This window comes from Agromyces sp. NPDC004153 (assembly GCF_053603635.1).
This window is the reverse complement of the sequence record NZ_JBSGFY010000001.1, coordinates 462,348-475,910: the sequence shown is the minus strand read 5'-3', so window position 1 is coordinate 475,910 and position 13,563 is coordinate 462,348. Positions and strand designations below refer to the sequence as shown.

The window sequence follows — 13,563 nt, the reverse complement described above, 5'->3', positions numbered from 1 at the left end:
GCCGTCGGCCGCACGTAGGCTGAAGCCATGAGCACCGAAGCCGTCATCGTCGACGTCATCCGCACCCCGGTCGGCCGCGGCAAGCCCGGCGGCATCCTCTCTGGCGTGCACCCGGTCGACCTGCTCGCGGGCGTGCTCGACGCGCTCGTGTCGCGGAACGACCTCGACCCGGGCATCGTCGACGACGTCATCGGCGGATGCGTCAGCCAGGTCGCCGAGCAGAGCTACAACGTCACCCGCAACGCCGTGCTCGCCGCGGGGTTCCCCGAGACCGTGCCGGGCACGACGATCGACCGGCAGTGCGGATCGAGCCAGCAGGCCGCGACGTTCGCCGCGCAGGCGATCATGGCCGGCCAGGCCGATATCGTCATCGCGTGCGGGGTCGAGTCGATGAGCCGGGTGCCGCTCGGTTCGAGCGCCGCGGGTGGTGATCCCTTCGGCCCGCGCCTACACGCGCGGTACCCCGAGGGGCTCGTCAACCAGGGCGTCTCGGCCGAGCTCATCGCGGCGAAGTGGAACCTCTCGCGCGAGGAGCTCGACGCGTTCGCGGCGCGTTCGCACCGCCTCGCGGCCGAGGCCGGGGCATCCGGCGCCTTCGCGACCGAGGTCGTGCCGGTGCCGGGCGTCGACTCGCTCGTCGACGAGACGGTGCGACCGGCGACCTCCGTCGAGTCGCTCGCCGGCCTCAACCCGGCGTTCCGCACCGACGCGCTCGCCGAGCGGTTCCCCGAGCTCGACTGGCGCATCACGCCCGGCAACTCCTCGCCGCTCACCGACGGCGCGTCGGCCGCGCTGATCATGAGCGCGGAGGCCGCCGAGCAGCTCGGGCTCGAGCCGCGCGCGCGATTCCGCGCCTTCTCGGTGATCGGCGACGACCCCCTCTACATGCTCACGGGCGTCATCCCGGCGACGGCGAAGGTGCTCGAGCGGGCCGGGCTCACGCACGACGACATCGACGCCTACGAGGTGAACGAGGCGTTCGCGTCGGTGCCGCTCGCGTGGCTCGCCGACACGGGGGCGGATGCCGCGAAGCTCAACCCCCGCGGCGGCGCCATCGCCCTCGGCCACGCCCTCGGCTCGAGCGGCACGCGCCTGCTCACGACGCTCGTGAACCAGCTCGAGGCCACCGGCGGACGCTACGGGCTGCAGACCATGTGCGAGGGCGGCGGCATGGCGAACGCCACGATCATCGAGCGCATCTGACCCACCGCCCGCCGAGCCCGCCGAAGCGGGTCCGAAGCGGGCACACACCGGCGCTCGCTCAGCGAGCGACTCACGAGAGGACACACCGATGGAGTTGAGCGGGGCATCCGCGATCGTCACCGGCGGGGCGTCGGGCCTCGGGCGCGCCACCGCGCGCGCACTCGTCGACGGCGGGGCATCCGTCGTGCTCGTCGACCTGCCCGGACCGCGCGGCGAGGAGGCCGCGGCCGAGCTGGGCGAGCGCGCCCGGTTCGTCGCTGCCGACGTCGCGAACGAGGCCGAGGTGCAGGCGGCGGTCGACGCGGCATCCGCCCTCGCACCGTTGCGCGTCGCCGTGAACTGCGCCGGGATCGTGACCGCGAACCGCACCGTCGGCCGCGACGGACCCGCGCCGCTCGACGCGTTCGAGCGCACGATCCGCGTGAACCTCATCGGCACGTTCAACGTGACCCGGCTCGCGGCCGCGGCGATGGCCGCGACCGAGCCCGTGGAGGCGTCGGTGCCCGGGGGCCCGGCGACGGCCGAGCGCGGGGTCATCGTGAGCACGGCGTCGGTCGCGGCGTTCGACGGGCAGGTCGGACAGGCCGCCTACTCGGCGTCCAAGGCTGCGGTCGCCGGAATGACCCTGCCGATCGCGCGCGACCTGTCGAAGCTCCTCATCCGCGTCGTGACGATCGCGCCGGGCATCTTCGAGACGCCCATGATGGCCGGCATGACCGATGAGGTGCGCGCCTCGCTCGAGGCGCAGGTGCCGCATCCGTCGCGCCTGGGGCATCCGACCGAGTACGCGGCGCTCGTGCGGTCGATCATCGCGAACCCGATGCTGAACGGCGAGGTCATCCGCCTCGACGGCGCGATCCGGATGCAGCCGAAGTAGCCGCATCCGGACCGCTCGCGTCGTCGCGGCGCGTCAGTACCCGCCGAGCGCCGATCCGCCGCGATTGCGCGCGGCCTTGATGAAGCCGTCGACGACGTCCCACACCGACACGCCGATGACGACGATGAGCAGGACGGCCGCCGTGACGTCGCTCCCCTCGCCCCACGGCCAGCCGATCGCCTCCACGAACTCGGGGGCGAACAGCTGCCCGGTCACGAACAGCCAGACGGCGGGGATCGCGAAGGCGGCGTTCAGCAGCACGTTGATGCCGGCCATCGTCCAGGTCCAGCCGCGCAGGTAGATGACGATCGCGAAGGCCGCCTCGAGCGCGAGCAGGACGAGGAACCAGGGGATCCAGAACGACCACAGGGCTGGGTCGAGCACCGGGATCGGCTGGCGCTCGCCGCCGATCCAGACCACGCCGAACTGCTGCCACACGATCAGCACCGCGAACAGGGCGAGGAACACGAGCGAGGCGATGAGGTCGCCGAGCCGCCCGGCGCGGGCGTCGTCGCGCGGCTGCGGCAGCTGCTCGGGCGTCCACGTCGTGGTGGGCATCGCCGGCCCCGCGTTCCGCTCGAGCAGCGCGAACACCAGCGTCACCCAGAAGCAGAGGTTCACGAAGACCTGGATCGTGGTCGAGACGGTCGCGGCGACCATCTCGCCGATCTCCGCACCCGAGACCACTTGACCCAGCAGCACGCCCGCGGCCGCGAGCGGCACGACGATGGCCAGCAGCAGCCTCAGCAGCCGCCACCACATGAGGTAGTACTTGGGGCCGATGAGCTGCAGCGGGCGGTCGACGTAGCTCGCGGCGAGGGCGAGCGGGTCGCCGAGCTCGACGAGGGCGGCGTGCTCGGCGTCGGCGGGCGCCGCGCCCCGCTCGACGTTCGCATCGGTCACGTCGCCGATGCGCTCGCGGAGCTCACGCGCGAACTCGGCGCGCTGGGCCTCGGGCAGGCTGCGGGCCGCGGCCCACACGTAGCGGTCGGTCAGGGTGGTCATCGTCCATCTCCCAGGTCGAGGCGTGCGAGCGCATCGTCGATGCGGTGCCAGTCGTTCATGAGCGCCCCGGCGAGTCGCTCGCCGGCGTCGCTCGTGCGGTAGAACTTGCGGGGCCGGGCCTCGTCGGTGTTCCACTCGCTCGTGAGGAGCCCCTGCTTCTCGAGTCGGCGCAGGAGCGGGTAGAGGGTGTTCGCGTCGACCAGGATGCCGAGGTCGTCGAGCGACTCGAGCAGCGCGTACCCGTAGTCGGGCGTGCGCAGCCGGATCAGGCACGCGAGCACCACGGTGCCGCGGCGCAGTTCCTGCAGGTGGCCGGCGGTCGTGTCATCGGTGCTCATGTCCGACACGATACTGTGTGTCACACACTATTGCAAGAGACACGATGAAGTGACGGATGCCGCGCGCCCGCGGCATCCGCTCGGTCACTGGTCGGCGTGGGCCTCGAGGAACTCGTACACCTCGGCGTCGTCGACGCCCGGGAACGTGCCCGATGGCAGCGGCGAGAGCACGTGCGCGTGCAGGCGCGCGCTCGGCCACGCGTGGCCGGCCCAGCGCTCGGCGAGTCCGTCTGGAGCCCGGCGGCAGCACGCGTCGTCGGGGCAGGTCGAGTTCACCCGCACCGTGGTCTCGCGCCCGCGGAACCACTTCGCCTGCGCGAACGGCACGCCCACCGTGATCGAGAACTCCGCGGCATCCGTGCGCCCGGTCTGGGTCGCGCACCAGTAGGTGCCGGCAGGCGTGTCGGTGTACTGGTAGTTCTCGGTGGTGCGGTTGGTCTGCTCGAAGGCGGTGCGGGCGCTCCACTTCTTGCACACCCACTGGCCCTCGATCGAGCCCGTCACGTCGGTGGGCAGCGGCAGCCCGTCGTTCTCGTAGCCCTTCAGCAGGGCGCCGTCGCCGTTCACGCGCAGGAAGTGCAGCGTCATGTCGAGGTGGCTCGTGGCGAGGTTCGTGAACCGCAGCGCCGCGGCCTCGTGCGTCACGCCGAACGCGTCGCGGAAGTCCTCGATCGCGAGCCGCTTCTCCTTCTTCGCCTGCTGCAGGAACGTGACGGAGGCCTCCTGCGGCATCAGGCAGGCGGCCGCGAAGTAGTTGATCTCGAGCCGCTGCCAGAGGAACTCGTCGTAGCTCGCCGGCGGCGTGTGCCCGAGGAGGCGGTGCGCCATGGCCTGCAGCGCCATCGAGCGCAGTCCGTGCCCGCCCGGGATGGACGCGGGCGGCAGGTAGATGCGGCCGTTCGCGAGGTCGGTGATCGACCGCGTCGAGTCGGGGAGGTCGCTCACGTAGATGAGCTGGAACCCGAGGCGCTCGGCCATCACGCTGACCTCGCGGTGCGTGAGCGCGCCCGTGCGGTGGCCGGAGGCACGCACCTGGTCTTCGGCGAGCTGCTCGATGTCGGGCAGGTGGTTGTCCTGCGCGCGCATGCGCTCGCGCAGGTCGGTGTTCGCGCGCCGCGCCTCCTCGGGCGTCGCGATGGCCTCGCTCGCGCGTCGCTGCAGCTCGCGGTGCAGCCCGACGATCGACTCGAGCGTCTCGTCGCTGATGCCGCGGCCCGGACGGATCGCCGGCAGGCCGAGGGTCGCGTAGAGCGGGCTCGACTGCGCGCGCCCGAGCTCGAGCTCGAGGGCCGCGCGCCGACTCGGCGCCTCACGGGCCAGGAGGTCGGCGAGCTCGACGTCGAGGGCGCCCGCGAGGGCGTCGAGCGTCGAGAGCTTGGGCTCGCGCTTGCCGTTCTCGATGAGCGAGAGCTGGCTGCCCGCGAGGCCGACCGCCTCGCCCAGCTGGTCGAGGGTCAGGCCGCGCTCGCCGCGGAAGTGGCGGATGCGCTGGCCGAGGGTGGCGAGGTCAGGGGAGCCGGCTCTCATGCCTTAAGAATAGCGAAAGATCGATGATTCTTAACACGCGGAATGGCCGAACAGACGGCAGAATCCGGCGCATCCTTGAAGTACGAACCAATCCGGCCGGCCGGTCGGGACCCTGGAAAGGAACGAAGATGACGATCTCCGAGTTCTCCATCGGCACCGAGACCACCGCCGACGACGACCGCGCGCGACGGGGCACGACGGATGCCGCGTTGAACGCCTGGGTCGCGGAGATCGCCGCCCTCACCAAGCCCGACGAGATCGTCTGGTGCGACGGCTCGAAGCACGAGGCCGACCTCCTGACGAAGCAGCTCGTGGCCGAGGGCAAGCTCACGAAGCTGAACCCGGAGTGGCGCCCCAACAGCTACCTCGCGCGCACCGACCCGTCAGACGTCGCCCGGGTGGAGGACCGCACCTTCATCTGCTCGACCTACGAGGAGGACGCCGGTCCCACGAACAACTGGCGCGACCCGCGCGAGATGCGCGCGGAGCTCACCGAGGTCTTCGACGGCTCGATGAAGGGCCGCACGCTGTACGTCGTGCCGTTCTCGATGGGCCCGCTCGGCGGCCCCATCTCGCAGCTCGGCGTCGAGATCACCGACTCGCCGTACGTCGTGCTCTCCATGGGCATCATGACCCGCATGGGCGAGCAGGTGTACCGCCTCATCGAGGCCGGCGAGCCCTGGGTGCGCACGGTGCACTCGGTCGGGTACCCGCTCGTCGACGGCGTCGGCCACCGCCGCGCCGAGGTCGACTGGCCGTGCAGCGACACGAAGTACATCGTGCAGTTCCCCGACTCGCGCGAGATCTGGTCGTACGGCTCGGGCTACGGCGGCAACGCCCTGCTCGCGAAGAAGTGCTTCGCGCTGCGCATCGCGAGCGTCATGGCTCGCGACGAGGGCTGGCTCGCCGAGCACATGCTGCTCATCAAGATCACGTCGCCGCAGGGCAAGGTCTACCACGTCGCCGCCGCGTTCCCGTCGGCCTGCGGCAAGACGAACCTCGCCATGCTGCAGCCCACGATCCCCGGCTGGTCGGTCGAGACCATCGGCGACGACATCGCCTGGATGCGCCCCGGCGACGACGGCCGCCTCTACGCGATCAACCCCGAGGCGGGCTTCTTCGGCGTCGCGCCCGGCACGGGCGAGTCCACGAACCCGACCGCGGTGCAGACCCTGTGGGGCAACACGATCTTCACGAACGTGGCGCTCCGCCCCGACGGCGACGTGTGGTGGGAGGGGCTCACCGACACCCCGCCGTCGCACCTCACCGACTGGGAGGGCAACCCGTGGACGCCGGAGTCCGGTCGTCCGGCCGCGCACCCGAACTCGCGCTTCACCGTGGCCGCCGACCAGTGCCCGCAGATCTCCGACGACTGGGACGCCCACGACGGCGTGCCGATCGACGCGATCCTGTTCGGCGGGCGTCGCGCCACCAACGTGCCGCTCGTCGCCGAGGCCCGCAGCTGGAAGCACGGCGTGTTCATGGGCGCCACGATCTCGTCGGAGCAGACCGCGGCCGCCGAGGGGACTGTGGGCGAGCTGCGCCGCGACCCGTTCGCGATGCTCCCGTTCTGCGGCTACAACATGGCGGACTACTGGGGCCACTGGGTCAAGATGGGCCGCATCCTCGGACCGAACGCGCCGAAGATCTTCCAGGTGAACTGGTTCCGCAAGGGCCAGGACGGCAAGTTCCTCTGGCCCGGATTCGGCGAGAACTCGCGCGTGCTCGAGTGGATCGTCGGCCGCATCGAGGAGGAGGCCGACGTCGTCGAGACGCCGATCGGCCTGCTCCCGGCGCCCGGCTCGCTCGACCTCGACGGCCTCGAGATCACGGATGCCGCGCTCGAGCACCTCTTCGACGTCGACCGCGACTCGTGGCTCGCCGAGTGCGACCTCACCGAGGAGTACTTCGCCCAGTTCGGCGACCGCGTGCCTGCGGCGCTGAAGGCGGAGCTCGCCAGCCTGCGCTACCACCTGTCGCACGAGGCGGCGTAGCACTCGACCCGAGGGCCGGAGCGCGCACGGGAAGGCGCGCCCGGCCCTCGTGCATGCCCGGCGCCGTTCGCGGCGCGCGGCGGAATCGCACGTCCCCACCGGCTCCACGCGGCTAGCGTGTGCCGCAGAGGGGAGCGCGATGGAGTTCGGCGAGGTCATCTCCAGGGCCGGCGAGGTCGTCGACGTCATCGGCGTGATCGCGATCGTCGTCGGCGTCGCCTACGCGCTCATCGACGCGGCGCTGCGCGGCCTGCGTCGCGTCGGTCCCGTCTACACGCGGTTCCGTCGGGTGCTCGGGCGGGCGATCCTGCTCGGCCTCGAGCTGCTGGTGGCCGCCGACATCATCAAGACCGTGGCGGTCACGCCGACGCTCGAGTCGGTCGCGGTGCTCGCCATCATCGTCCTCATCCGGACGTTCCTCAGCTGGTCGCTCGAGCTCGAGATCTCGGGCCGCTGGCCGTGGCAGAAGCGCCGCGAGGACCTCGACCAATCCGCGCCGGCGGAGGCCGAGGGCATCTGACCGCCGCCCGTCCCGGCCGCGTTGCCGAGCCACGGCGCCCGGAGTACCTTTCGGCCATGGAATGGTGGTGGACCGTCCTGATCCTGGCGGGTGGGCTCATCGTCTTCGGCGTCGTGCTCGCGAGGCGGATCCGGCGCGACCGGTCCGCCGGGACCGAGGGCCCCGATGCGTTCGACGACCCCGGCACGCGTACGGCCGAGCGTGGGCGCGACGATCCCGAGATCCGGCAGTGGGGCGCCGGAGGCCCCGGCTAGGCACGCACTCTCGGCGACGGACGACCCGTCACGCGCCGAGCGGCCACGCCGCGACGACGCGGCGGTGGTGGCCGCCCTGCGGCGGCCGCATGTCGATGAGTGCCACCGTGGCGAGCTCGACCCGGTCGCCCGGCCGGATGCGCCCGTGCTGCTTGCGGGTCACGTGCGGCCGGAAGTCCAGGCGCGGCTGCACGTCGACGCCCGCACGCTGCAGCGCTGCGAGCGTGCGCGTGCGCAGCCCGGCGAGCTCGCCGCCGTCGACGACGAGCGTGACCGGCACGTCGCGACGACGCCCGAACATCGCGTCGTCGCCGGCGCCCGCGTGGATCGTCCGAGCGCCGTGTCCGATGCCGGCGACCTCGCCGAGCACGGCGGCGACCTCATCGGCGCCGAGCGACGTCGGGAACGGCTCCACCAGCGTCACGTGCAGCGGCCACTGCGCCACCGTGAACTCGTCGCCCGCGGCGAGCGGGACGAGCGGCAGCACGACGACGAAGCGCGCCATCCGGCGAGTCTAGCCGGGGCGCGCTGCGTCGAACGGGGTGGGTGCGGGCGTCACGCCACGCGGTGCGGCTCGTCGAGCCGGCCGAGCAGGCGCAGCATCGCGGCGGGCGCGTAGCGGAACTCGATGGTCCCGGTCGCGCCGGGACCGGCGGGGCCGATCCAGGTGCTCGAACCCTCGTGCACGCGCACCCAGCCGTCCTGGAACAGCAGGTCGGTGCCGATCACGAACGCCATCGCGGGGGTGTCGCCCTGGCGCACGGCGATCGATCCCTCGAACACCTGCGAGGCCGACGCGTCCTGGTCCTCGCGGGCCTGGACCCCGACGAGCGGGCGGGCGATCGGCGTGCCGAAGCCCGGGGCCTGGAACGGGCTCGCCTTCGCGGCATCCGCGACGATGCCGAAGTTGACGCTCGTCGAGGCGAGGCTGAGGGCCGCCTGGCCGTCGAGCACGAGCCGGCTCGACACGCTGAAGCGGTAGTAGAGGCGTCCGGACTCACGGGCCGGCGGCAGCACGGCGACGCTCGCCCAGTTGCGAGACCAGCCGAGGGGCGCGCCCTCGCGGCTGGGCGGGTCGTAGACGCTGGCCGTGATGCGCACGGCGCCGTCGGCCTGCGTCGCGGCGGCGTGCAGCGAGCTGCGTCCGCGGTCGGACTCGGGCATCTCGTCGCGCACGGGCGTGAACGCCGGCAGTCGCTGCGGCTCCCAGTGGCGGAGCCAGCCCTGGATGCCGGCCTGGACGCGGTCGAACGAGTCGCCGAAGCCGGACCGGGACGACGAGGCGTCGGTGGCATTGGGCAGGTCGTCGATGAGTTCGACGGGCAGCTCCTCGACGCGGGAGAGGTCGCGGGCGCCGGTGACGGTCGCGATGGTCATGGTGGTCCTCCGTGGGGGGAATGGGCTCGGGGCATCCGGAACCGGATGCGGATTCCCACGCTACGGAGGGCGTCGCGCCGGGCCATCCCGGCTAGCCCCCAAACCGCCCCGGGGTGAACCCTGAGGCTGGTGCGCCGGGCAGGGACCGGCGCACGAACGAACTCACACCAGCAGCTGATGCGCCGCGAGGTCGCGGTACAAGGGCACGGATGCCACGAGCTCCGCGTGCGTCCCCTCGCCGATCACGCGGCCCTCCTCGAGCACGACGATGCGGTCGGAGTCGATCACGGTCGAGAGGCGGTGCGCGATCACGACGAGCGTGCGTCCGGCGGCGACCTCGTCGATGGCCTCGCGCATGAGCCGCTCGTTGAGGCCGTCGAGCGACGAGGTGGACTCGTCGAGCAGCAGGATGGGCGGCGCGGAGAGCAGCGCGCGGGCGATGGCGAGGCGCTGGCGCTCGCCGCCCGAGAGCATGATGCCGTCCTCGCCCACGGCCGCGTCGAGGCCGGCGGGGTCGCGGTCGAGGACGCCGCCGAGGTTCACCGCACGCAGTACGTGCTCGCACTCGTCGTCGGTCGCGTCGGGGCTGCCGAGCTTGAGGTTGTCGCGCAGGGTTCCGGCGAGCACGGGCGCGTCCTGCTCGACGTACCCGATCTGGCTGCGGAGCTCGGCACGGTCGAGCGCGCGAAGGTCGAGGCCGCCCATGCGCACCTCGCCGATGCTCGGGTCGTAGAACCGCTCGATGAGCGCGAGGATCGTCGACTTGCCCGCGCCCGACGGTCCCACGAGCGCGATGCGCTGCCCGCGCGGCACCTGGAAGCTGACGCCGCGCAGGACGTGCTGCCGATCCGTCACCTCGGGCTCGGGGAGGTGCTCGTCGGGGGAGTCGTTGCCGGGGTCGGCCGGGTCCTGCTTCGTGGCGGCGTAGGCGAAGTGCACGTCGTCGAACTCGATCGCCGCGGCATCCGGTCGCAGGCCGTCGTTCGCGGCGCCGACCATGACCGAGCGGGGCGCGAGCTCGCGGTCGTATGCGTCCTCGTCGGGCAGGTCGAGGATCTCCTGGATGCGCCCGAGCGCGCCGAGCGCCTGGTTCACCGAGGTGATGGCGCCGAAGGCCTGGCCGAGCGGCAGGATCATCATGAACAGGAACAGGATGAACGACACCAGGTTCGCGACCGTGATCGCGCCGCTCGCGACGCGGTAGCCGCCGACGCCGAGCACGACGAGGAACGAGACCTGCATCGCGATGCCCGCGATCGGCACGATGAGCGCTGAGATCTTCGCGACCTGCACGCCCATGCGCCACGCGCCCTCGGCCTCCTCGTCGACGGCGCCGATCTCACGGTCGGTGGCGCCCGCCGCGCGGATCGTGCGCACCGAGCTGATGGCCCGCTCGACGGCAGCGGCGACGTCGCCGACCTTCTCCTGCGCCCGGTGCGACGCCTCGCGCACGCGCCGGGAGAGCAGCGTCACCGTGGTGATCGCGATCGCGATGACGAGCACCGTGAGGCCGAGCAGCACCGGGTCGAGGATGAGCATGGCGATGAGCGCGCCGACGAACGTGACGGCGCCGCCGACCGCCTCGACGAGGCCCTGCGTGAGCACGGCGCGCAGCATGGTCGTGTCGCTGCCGACGCGGGAGACGAGGTCGCCCGTGCGGCGCGTGTCGAACTCCGAGACGGGCAGGCGCAGCAGCTTCGCCACGAGTCGCTTGCGGCTCGACAACACGACGCCCTCGCCCGTGCGCTGCAGCAGGTAGTGCTGGTAGCCCGAGATGATCGCGCTCACCACCACGAGCGCGACGAGGCCCCAGACCAGCCAGCCGAGCGGCTCGCCGGCCTCGACGACGTTGATGACGCGGCCCACGAGCAGCGGCTGCGCGAGGCTCGTGAGGGCGCCGACGATCGAGAGCACGGCGACCCAGATGAGCACGGGCCGGTGCTCGAAGATGAACGGCAGCAGCTGCGTGAAGGTGGCGCGCGGCCCCTCCTGCGGCGCCCGCCGTGCGAACGGGCTGCGCCGGGTCTCGGTCCGGGTGTCGGTGTCGCTCATGTCCTCTTCCTGATCCGCGTCGTGCTTCGCGCGGTGGGCGGATGCCGCACCCGCCCGGTGGTCGCGTCGTCGCCGCCTTGCAGCATACGTGTCCCGGCTGGGTGCGGAGCCCGGCCGTGCGCCGGGCTCAGCCACGCCCGTACCTCTTGTGCACCGCCTGCTTCGACACGTCGAGCGCCAGCGCGATGAGCTGCCAGCTCGATCCGGCCGCGCGGGCGCGGCGCACGGCCACGGCCTCGGCGCGATCGAGCTCGCGGTTCAGCTCGATGCGCGCGTGGTGCAGCTCGCGCAGCGCCCGGTAGGGGTCGCCGCCGTCGGCCGCGGCGATGGCGGTGCGGAGGGTGCGGTCGTCCATGGCGTCAACCGTAGTTGACGATCGGGCGGCGTGTCAATCCAGGTTGACGCCGCTTGCGGACCGCGACGCCGAAGGCGCAGAGCATTTCGCGACTCCTGAAACGAAGGACGGAAACGGCAGCGACGATTCGTCCTAGCTTTCAGGAGCCGCGCAGCACCTCGGTGCTCACGTCGTGGTGGTGAGTGCGTCACCGGGTCGCGAATGGCGACATGGACTCCCGGCGCCGTTCACGGTGTAGCGTGCGCACCGGGGTTGGCGAGCACGGCGGCAGCGCTCGCGTGCCCGGCGAGGCAGGCCGCGGCGGTATCCGCCCCACGCAGCGTTGCGGCGAGGAACCCGGCCGCGAACGCGTCGCCCGCGCCCGTGAGGTCGCGGATGTCGGCGACGGGCGCCACGTCGACGCGCTCCGCGAGCGCGCCGTCGACGATGACGTCGGTGGGCAGCGGCCCGTGCTTCACCACGACGACGGGGGCGACGGATGCCGCGACCGCGCCGCCGCCCGCGAGGCCGAGCAGCGCCGCCTCGTCCTCGTTCGCGAACGCCAGCTCGGGCCCGATCGCCCGGAACAGGTCCAGCGCGAGGTCGGTGCCGAGCCCCGCGATGAGGCCCGTCGACGACGCGTCCACCGAGACCCGGATGCCGCGAGCGCGGGCGACGACGGCGAGCCGCACGAGCTCGCCCCGCATCGGCTCGCGCTCGAGCCCGTAGGCGGGCAGGTGCAGCCACGCGACCCCGTCGAGCCACGCCTCGTCGACGTCGGCGAGCAGGGCCGAGGCGCCGCGGTCGGGGAACATCGTGCGCTCGCCGTCGGCGTCGATGAGCAGCACGACCGTGCCGGTGCGCCCCTCACGCTGCACGCGCACGTCGACCCCGGCGGCGGCGAGGTCGTCGGCGAGCGCGTCGCCCGCGGCATCCGCCCCGACCCGGCCGATGAAGCGGGTCGGCACGAGCGGTGCGGCCAGGGCGGCGACGTTCGCGGCGCTGCCGCCGCGAGCGCGGAAGACGCGGGCGGCCGTGTCGGTCGCGACGCGGAGCGGCTCGTCGGCCCACACCACGACGTCCTCGACGAGGTCGCCGACGACCGCGAGGAGGCCCGCCGGGTCAGCCGGCGACGGCACGCGCGATCTCCGCGCCGAGCGCGACGTTGCCGCGGTACACCTCGAGGTTCACCTCGAGGCTGCGGCCGGCGGTCGCGCGCTGCACGTGGTCGAGCAGGAACGGCGTCGTGTCATGGCCTGAGACGCCGGCAGCGGATGCCGCGTCGAGCGCCTCGGCGAGCACGCGGTCGTGGAAGGCGGGGTCGAGCTGCTTCGCCGCATCGACCGGATTGGCCACGAGCACGGCCGACGCGAGGCCGAGCTCGTCGCGCGCACGCGCCAGCGCCGCGGCATCCGCCGGGCTCTCGATGCGGTAGTCGAGCGCGAAGCCCGAGTCGGCGACGTAGAAGCCGGGATAGCGGTCGGTGCGGTAGCCGACGACGGGCACGTTGAGCGTCTCGAGGCGCTCGAGCGTCGCGCCGATGTCGAGGATCGACTTCACGCCGGCGCTCACGAGCGTGATGGGCGTGGACGCGAGCGTGCCGAGGTCGGCCGACTCGTCGAACGTCTCGCTCGCGCCGCGGTGCACGCCGCCGAGCCCGCCCGTCGACATGACGCGGATGCCGGCGCGGTGCGCGAGCCACGCCGTCGCGGCGACCGTGGTGCCGCCGTCGAGCCCCTTCGCTCGGGCGATCGGCAGGTCGCGCACGCTCACCTTCACGACGCCGTCGGCGGTGCAGAGCCGTTCGATCTCCGCCGCGGAGAGACCGACGACGGGCACGCCGTCGACGACGCCGATGGTGGCCGGCACGACGCCCGCGTCGCGTACGAGCTGCTCGGAGGCCGAGCCGACCTCGAGGTTGCGCGGGCGCGGCAGCCCGTGGGTGAGGATGGTGGACTCGAGGGCGAGCACCGGACGGCCCTCGTCGACCGCGGTGCGCACCTCGTCGGACACCCGGATCACGGGCGGGGGAGTCTGCATGAGGTCATCGTAGGCGGGCCGTGCGTCGCCGGGGCGGGCCGC

14 protein-coding genes are annotated in these 13,563 nt (G+C 72.6%); 5 read left to right on the top strand and 9 right to left on the bottom strand.

Translation table 11 applies throughout. The annotated features are described in order from the left end of the window. The first annotated feature begins 27 nt into the window (after positions 1-27). Together ACWEOH_RS02215 and ACWEOH_RS02210 are read left to right on the top strand one after the other, a co-directional pair. Positions 28-1,203 carry a thiolase family protein gene (locus tag ACWEOH_RS02215; protein WP_452027857.1) on the top strand — a complete coding sequence of 392 codons (1,176 nt, stop codon included), beginning with the start codon at positions 28-30 and terminating at the stop codon, positions 1,201-1,203. Between the two features lie 88 nt (positions 1,204-1,291). Further along, entirely contained in the window at positions 1,292-2,080 is a 789-nt protein-coding gene (locus ACWEOH_RS02210; RefSeq protein WP_452027855.1) for an SDR family NAD(P)-dependent oxidoreductase, read from the top strand. Between the two features lie 33 nt (positions 2,081-2,113). Here the strand turns inward: ACWEOH_RS02210 and ACWEOH_RS02205 are convergent, their stop codons facing one another. The 3 genes from ACWEOH_RS02205 to ACWEOH_RS02195 form a co-directional block, all read right to left on the bottom strand. Beyond that, complete coding sequence (locus tag ACWEOH_RS02205; protein ID WP_452027853.1) at positions 2,114-3,085, bottom strand: permease prefix domain 1-containing protein; 972 nt, start codon at positions 3,083-3,085, stop codon at positions 2,114-2,116. Next, positions 3,082-3,423 carry a PadR family transcriptional regulator gene (locus tag ACWEOH_RS02200; RefSeq protein ID WP_452027852.1) on the bottom strand — a complete coding sequence of 114 codons (342 nt, stop codon included), beginning with the start codon at positions 3,421-3,423 and terminating at the stop codon, positions 3,082-3,084. The genes ACWEOH_RS02205 and ACWEOH_RS02200 overlap by 4 nt, the downstream gene beginning before the upstream one ends. Before the next feature lie 84 nt (positions 3,424-3,507). After that, positions 3,508-4,950, bottom strand: coding sequence for a helix-turn-helix domain-containing protein (locus ACWEOH_RS02195; RefSeq protein WP_452027850.1), 1,443 nt, complete (start codon positions 4,948-4,950; stop codon positions 3,508-3,510). Between the two features lie 128 nt (positions 4,951-5,078). Here ACWEOH_RS02195 and ACWEOH_RS02190 point away from each other — a divergent pair, with 128 nt between their 5' ends. The 3 genes from ACWEOH_RS02190 (at position 5,079) to ACWEOH_RS02180 (ending at position 7,718) form a co-directional block, all read left to right on the top strand. Next, entirely contained in the window at positions 5,079-6,944 is a 1,866-nt protein-coding gene (locus tag ACWEOH_RS02190) for a phosphoenolpyruvate carboxykinase (GTP) (RefSeq protein WP_452027848.1), read from the top strand. 139 nt (positions 6,945-7,083) lie between these two features. Next, positions 7,084-7,464 (top strand): DUF1622 domain-containing protein, encoded by a 381-nt coding sequence (locus ACWEOH_RS02185; protein ID WP_452027846.1) that lies wholly within the window; start codon positions 7,084-7,086, stop codon positions 7,462-7,464. A 56-nt stretch (positions 7,465-7,520) separates the two neighbouring features. Then, positions 7,521-7,718, top strand: coding sequence for a hypothetical protein (locus tag ACWEOH_RS02180; protein WP_452027845.1), 198 nt, complete (start codon positions 7,521-7,523; stop codon positions 7,716-7,718). A 28-nt stretch (positions 7,719-7,746) separates the two neighbouring features. Here the strand turns inward: ACWEOH_RS02180 and ACWEOH_RS02175 are convergent, their stop codons facing one another. The 6 genes from ACWEOH_RS02175 to ACWEOH_RS02150 all read right to left on the bottom strand — a co-directional run bounded on the left by ACWEOH_RS02175 (position 7,747) and on the right by ACWEOH_RS02150 (position 13,521). After that, a complete protein-coding gene (locus ACWEOH_RS02175) occupies positions 7,747-8,223 on the bottom strand; it encodes a 2'-5' RNA ligase family protein (protein ID WP_452027843.1) in 477 nt (158 codons plus the stop codon). A 50-nt stretch (positions 8,224-8,273) separates the two neighbouring features. Beyond that, the gene (locus ACWEOH_RS02170; protein WP_452027841.1) at positions 8,274-9,095 is read right to left on the bottom strand and encodes a hypothetical protein; all 822 of its coding nucleotides are present in this window, start codon (positions 9,093-9,095) and stop codon (positions 8,274-8,276) included. A 162-nt stretch (positions 9,096-9,257) separates the two neighbouring features. Next, complete coding sequence (locus tag ACWEOH_RS02165) at positions 9,258-11,147, bottom strand: ABC transporter ATP-binding protein (protein WP_452027839.1); 1,890 nt, start codon at positions 11,145-11,147, stop codon at positions 9,258-9,260. Positions 11,148-11,274: 127 nt separating this feature from the next. Next, positions 11,275-11,502 carry a hypothetical protein gene (locus ACWEOH_RS02160; RefSeq protein ID WP_452027837.1) on the bottom strand — a complete coding sequence of 76 codons (228 nt, stop codon included), beginning with the start codon at positions 11,500-11,502 and terminating at the stop codon, positions 11,275-11,277. Positions 11,503-11,729: 227 nt separating this feature from the next. After that, positions 11,730-12,620 carry a carbohydrate kinase family protein gene (locus tag ACWEOH_RS02155; RefSeq protein ID WP_452027835.1) on the bottom strand — a complete coding sequence of 297 codons (891 nt, stop codon included), beginning with the start codon at positions 12,618-12,620 and terminating at the stop codon, positions 11,730-11,732. Continuing rightward, positions 12,604-13,521: a pseudouridine-5'-phosphate glycosidase gene (locus ACWEOH_RS02150; protein ID WP_452027834.1), complete on the bottom strand. Its 918-nt coding sequence runs from the start codon at positions 13,519-13,521 to the stop codon at positions 12,604-12,606. The genes ACWEOH_RS02155 and ACWEOH_RS02150 overlap by 17 nt, the downstream gene beginning before the upstream one ends. Between the last annotated feature and the right edge of the window lie 42 nt (positions 13,522-13,563).

Bases quoted from the DNA above. Each gene is read 5' to 3' on its own strand.
- ACWEOH_RS02150 (WP_452027834.1), bottom strand. From the start codon at position 13,521: ATGCAGACTCCCCCGCCCGTGATCCGGGTGTCCGACGAGGTGCGCACC.
- ACWEOH_RS02195 (WP_452027850.1), bottom strand. From the start codon at position 4,950: ATGAGAGCCGGCTCCCCTGACCTCGCCACCCTCGGCCAGCGCATCCGC.
- ACWEOH_RS02190 (WP_452027848.1), top strand. From the start codon at position 5,079: ATGACGATCTCCGAGTTCTCCATCGGCACCGAGACCACCGCCGACGAC.
- ACWEOH_RS02170 (WP_452027841.1), bottom strand. From the start codon at position 9,095: ATGACCATCGCGACCGTCACCGGCGCCCGCGACCTCTCCCGCGTCGAG.
- ACWEOH_RS02160 (WP_452027837.1), bottom strand. From the start codon at position 11,502: ATGGACGACCGCACCCTCCGCACCGCCATCGCCGCGGCCGACGGCGGC.
- ACWEOH_RS02200 (WP_452027852.1), bottom strand. From the start codon at position 3,423: ATGAGCACCGATGACACGACCGCCGGCCACCTGCAGGAACTGCGCCGC.
- ACWEOH_RS02165 (WP_452027839.1), bottom strand. From the start codon at position 11,147: ATGAGCGACACCGACACCCGGACCGAGACCCGGCGCAGCCCGTTCGCA.
- ACWEOH_RS02180 (WP_452027845.1), top strand. From the start codon at position 7,521: ATGGAATGGTGGTGGACCGTCCTGATCCTGGCGGGTGGGCTCATCGTC.
- ACWEOH_RS02205 (WP_452027853.1), bottom strand. From the start codon at position 3,085: ATGACCACCCTGACCGACCGCTACGTGTGGGCCGCGGCCCGCAGCCTG.
- ACWEOH_RS02215 (WP_452027857.1), top strand. From the start codon at position 28: ATGAGCACCGAAGCCGTCATCGTCGACGTCATCCGCACCCCGGTCGGC.
- ACWEOH_RS02175 (WP_452027843.1), bottom strand. From the start codon at position 8,223: ATGGCGCGCTTCGTCGTCGTGCTGCCGCTCGTCCCGCTCGCCGCGGGC.
- ACWEOH_RS02185 (WP_452027846.1), top strand. From the start codon at position 7,084: ATGGAGTTCGGCGAGGTCATCTCCAGGGCCGGCGAGGTCGTCGACGTC.
- ACWEOH_RS02210 (WP_452027855.1), top strand. From the start codon at position 1,292: ATGGAGTTGAGCGGGGCATCCGCGATCGTCACCGGCGGGGCGTCGGGC.